This is a genomic window from Methylobacterium sp. WL116 (assembly GCF_008039455.1).
In the GTDB taxonomy this organism is placed as follows: Bacteria; Pseudomonadota; Alphaproteobacteria; order Rhizobiales; family Beijerinckiaceae; genus Methylobacterium.
This window is the reverse complement of record NZ_VRUV01000376.1, coordinates 1-4,546: the sequence shown is the minus strand read 5'-3', so window position 1 is coordinate 4,546 and position 4,546 is coordinate 1. Positions and strand designations below refer to the sequence as shown.

The following is a 4,546-nucleotide window of genomic DNA, read 5'->3' as shown; positions in this document are numbered from 1 at the left end:
ACCGGGTTGGCCGCGTAGGTCAGCGCGTCCAGCGTCAGCACGTCGTGGCCGAGGTCGCGCACGAGATGGAGCACGAGGGCGGAGCCGATGAAGCCGCAGCCGCCGGTCACCAGGATGCGCATGTCGGCCTCCGTCAGCTGCTCCGATGCTTCAGGTGAAATAGCCCGTCGGCAGCACCGATTTTATCTCCGGTAGCTTGCACTGAGATATGGGCCTGAAATGACGCCGCGCGATGCGCAGAGCACAATAATGCATCATGATCCGGCGTCTTCAATTCTTATAACAAAGATTATCTCAAGCCGGTAGAATATGCTTGGGGGTCGATCTTCTGAGCAGGTATTTCCCTTTTTTCGCGATCGTTCGCACGACGTACTTTGACGGGTTGAGCGAAAGCGCTACGGCCAGGTTTTTCATGAACGGAAGCCAATTTCCGCTGCTGTAGTGCAGGGTCGCTATTCTGTAAGCGACAGCGGATTTCTTAAATCTCCAATTGAGGCATTTTTTCCAGATCGATTGTGAGTGAAGCATTTTCCTATATTGTTCCAGGCTTATTTCCGTGTTGCCGTTCAGGCGCCTGATCATGTTGAAATCGATGAAATCTCCGTTTTCGAAGATCTCGTTGATCCGCGTGGTCATGATGCTGCTATGCCGGCGATGCATCAAGACAGGCTCGGGCGACACGGCGATCTTGAAGCCCGCGGTCGCCATTCGCCCCCACAAGTCTCGATCATCGAGAAGATAGTTCCGATAGCCGCCCAAGCCGAGAACGACATCGCGCCGATACATCGCGGTCGGATGGATGATATTGACGATGAGGCCCGGGTCTTTTCTTGCAAGCCCACGTTCCATATCAATGGTCGGGACGCTCTTTCCGACGATCTTGTTGTCGACATCGATCATGTATGCTGCCGAGCTCAGAACGCTGACGTCCGGGTTTTCTTCCATGAATCGGATTTGCGATTTCAGCCTGTCCGGAAGCATGATGTCGTCGTCGTCCATGCAGGCAATCAGATCGTATTTCGCAAGCGACAGCCCCAAGTTCCTGGCGGCAGGACCGCCCCTGTTCGTCGGGTGACGCAACAAACGGATCCTCGCATCCTTCTTGGCGAGAGCCGCGAGGATCTCATGGGTCCCATCGGTCGACGCGTCATCGACGACGATCAGCTCGAAGTCCTCGTGGGATTGCGCCAACACGCTTCCGATGCACGCCTCTATGTACTTGGCGCGGTTATGGGTTGGCACTATGACTGTCACCGACATCGATACCTCCGAGTCCGCATCTTCGAGCAGACGAAAGACAATCTAGAAAGAAATATGATCGCTCTATATTGCGTGACCATGAAATAAAGCAGATCAAGCTTTGCAATGGGTCACGTCGATCTTCCAGCTTGACGGTAGGCCGAATCCTCGACGAGATGACAGATTTTCAGGAGAGGCCGCGTACGCCTTTCGATCTAGCCCGAAGGGGACGGTCGAGGATACGGGTCGATCGAAGCGCTGCGATCCTGCGATCCGGCAAACCGCGTGCACCGATCCAGAGACCTCCCAAGGTCGTTTCCGGCCATGCTGGGTGGAAGGGCTTTCAGAGTCTTTGGGAGGGCTGCGGTGGCGGTCTCGTCGTGCCCGTACGGCACGCAGATGCGGCAGCGCACCACGCGGAGGCGTCGACCGGAGCCTCGGAGCCTGTCGGTGGCGGCCGCCGTCTGGTCGACGAGGACGAGGCCGTGCGGATCGAGATCGATACGGCCTCCGATCGGCCGCCCGGAAGCGACCGGCAACCGTCGGTGGCACGGATGGTGCCTGGAATGCGAAATGCCAGCTTGGGGTTGCCTGATCCGGTGCATCGGCCCACGCTCCGCTCATCCGCCTCGAAACTCTGGTCCGTCCCGGGAAGTCCTGATGTCGCGTCTGTCGGCCGCCTGCCTGATCGCGGGCCTGCTCGTCTCCCTGCCGCTCTCGTCCACGGTCCTCTCGGCGCAGACCCTGCGCTACGGCATGATGGAGGACCCCGACGCCCTCGATCCGACGCTGGCGCGGACGTTCGCCAGCCGCATGGTCTTCGCCGCGCTCTGCGACAAGCTCGTCGACATCGGGCCCGACCTGAAGCCGGTGCCGCAGCTCGCCACGCAATGGGAGCTTTCGCCCGACGAGAAGACCCTGACCATGCACCTGCGGCCGGGGGTGAGGTTCCATGACGGCGAGCCGCTGAACGCGGCGGCGGCGAAGTTCTCGATCGAGCGGCACCTCAAGATGCCGGGCTCGCAGCGCCGCGGCGAGATCGCGCCGATCGACACCGTCGAGGTGGTCGACGACCTGACCTTCAAGATCAACCTGAAGACGCCGTTCGCGCCGCTGATGGCCCAGTTCACGGATCGGGCCGGGATGATGGTCTCGCCCAAGGCCGCCGAGCGGCTCGGCGACAGGTTCTCGACGGCGCCGGTCTGCGCGGGCCCCTTCAGGTTCGTCGAGCGGGTGCCGCAGGACCGGATCGTGGTCGAGCGCTTTCCCGATTACTGGAACAAGGACCAGATCCAGATCCAGCGGATCGAGTTCCGCCCGATCCCCGATGCCACCGTGCGGCTGACCAACCTGCGCGCCGGCCAGCTCGACCTGCTGGAGCGCCTGGCGCCGACCGACGTCCCCCAGGTCAGCCGCGACGCCAAGCTCGCGCTCGGATCGGTCTACGAGCTCGGCTTCCAGGAGATCCTGCTGAACCCCGCCAAGGCCGGCTCGCCGCTTGCCGACCCGAAGGTGCGCCAGGCGCTCGACCTGTCGATCGACCGCAACGCGCTCAACCAGGTGGTGTTCAACGGCGAGTTCCTGCCCGGCAACCAGTGGGTCTCGCCCAAGCACCCGAGCTACGTGACCGAATACCCGGTGCCCAAGCGCGACGTTGCCAAGGCGAAGACCCTGCTCGCCGAGGCCGGGCAACCGAAACCCCAGATCACGCTCTCGGTCTACGCCAACAGCGAGGCGCCGCAGGTCGGGCAGGTGATCCAGGCGATGGCCAGGGAGGCCGGCTTCGACATCCGGATCCAGGCCGCCGACTTCACCACGCTGCTCGACATGGCCGACAAGGGCAACTTCGAGGCCTACCTGTATTCCTGGTCCGGGCGACCGGACCCCGACGGCAACACCTTCAGCTTCCTCGGCTGCAAGACGCCGCTGAACTACAGCCGCTACTGCAACGCCGAGGCCGATGCGGCGCTCCAGGCCGAGCGCGGCACCGTCGACCCGCAGAAGCGGCAGGCCGCCTGGAAGCAGCTTGCCGACCGGGTCCTGAACGACCGCCCGGGCCTCTACCTGCTGCACCGCAAGCTGCTCTGGGCCTACACCAAGAAGCTCTCGGGCTTCGTCGCCTACCCGGACGGGCTGGCGCGCTTCACCGGGCTCAAGCTGAACTGATGCTGCGCTTCCTCGCCCGCCGCCTGGCGCTCGCGGTCCCGACGCTCGTCCTCGCCTCGATGATCATCTTCGCCCTGCAGCAATTGCTGCCGGGCGACACCGCGACCGCGCTCTCCGGCGAGGAGCGCGACCCGGAGGTGATCGCGTTCATCCGCGAGAAGTATCACCTCGATCGGGCGCTCCCCGTCCGCTACGGCTACTGGGCGGCGGGCGTCCTGACCGGCGACCTCGGCGAGTCGATCCGCCTGCAGAAGCCGGTCTCGGAACTCGTCCTCGAGAAGCTGCCGGTGACGCTCGAGCTCGCCTGCCTCGCCATGCTGGTGGCCCTGGCCATCGGCGTGCCGATGGGCATCGTCTCGGCCGCCCGCCGCGGCACCTGGGCCGACACCTTGGCCAACGGCGTCGCGCTCTGGGGCCTGTCGATCCCGAACTTCTGGCTCGGCATCCTGATGATCCTGCTGTTCTCGGTGCAGCTCGGATGGCTGCCGGCCTCCGGCTACGTCCCGCCCTCGGAGAGCCTGTGGGAGAACCTCAAGGCGATGGCGATGCCGGCCTTCGTGCTCGGCAACGCGATCAGCGCGGTGATGATGCGCCACACCCGGGCGGCGATGCTCGGCGTGCTCGGCTCCGACTACGTCCGCACGGCCCGCGCCAAGGGCGTCTCGCCGCTGCGCCTGGTGCTGCGCCACGCGCTGCCCAACGCCGCGATCCCGATCATCACGCTGGGCGCCCTCGAGTTCGGGCAGCTCCTGTCCGGCGCGGTGCTCACCGAGCAGATCTTCTCGGTGCCGGGTTTCGGCAAGCTGATGGTCGACGCGGTGTTCAACCGCGACTTCGCCACCGTGCAGGGCGTCGTGATCTGCACCGCCGCCACCTATGTCGGCCTCAACCTCGCGGCGGATGTGCTGGCGGCCGTGGTCAACCCGAAGCTGAGGCGGGCATGAGCGGGATGGATCGCGACGCCGCCGCGCTGTTGCCGCCCCCCTCCGTGGCGGGGGGACGAGCGGTGACCCTCCCGCGCGAGCCCGGCATGCTCGGCGCCTTCTGGATGTATCTTATACACATATGACGGTGCCGAGGATATGAAGTGTGTAGATGTCGGTGGGCGGCCTATGAATAAAAAAAAAAGGGGGGGGGGGGG

At 64.1% G+C, this 4,546-nt stretch carries 4 protein-coding genes; 2 read left to right on the top strand and 2 right to left on the bottom strand.

The features are described 5' to 3' along the window. Both FV223_RS20820 and FV223_RS20815 read right to left on the bottom strand, forming a co-directional pair. Window positions 1-122: NAD-dependent epimerase/dehydratase family protein (locus FV223_RS20820; protein WP_147728792.1), on the bottom strand; the 122-nt coding region annotated here is incomplete at its 3' end. Window positions 123-294: 172 nt separating this feature from the next. Further along, entirely contained in the window at window positions 295-1,260 is a 966-nt protein-coding gene (locus tag FV223_RS20815; protein WP_147728791.1) for a glycosyltransferase family 2 protein, read from the bottom strand. Between the two features lie 639 nt (window positions 1,261-1,899). Between FV223_RS20815 and FV223_RS20810 the strand changes: the two genes are divergently transcribed. Then, on the top strand, window positions 1,900-3,405 hold the full coding sequence (locus tag FV223_RS20810) for an ABC transporter substrate-binding protein (protein WP_147728790.1): 1,506 nt from the start codon (window positions 1,900-1,902) through the stop codon (window positions 3,403-3,405). Continuing rightward, entirely contained in the window at window positions 3,405-4,349 is a 945-nt protein-coding gene (locus tag FV223_RS20805) for an ABC transporter permease (RefSeq protein WP_147728789.1), read from the top strand. Before FV223_RS20810 ends, FV223_RS20805 begins: the two co-directional genes overlap by 1 nt. Window positions 4,350-4,546 lie beyond the last annotated feature (197 nt).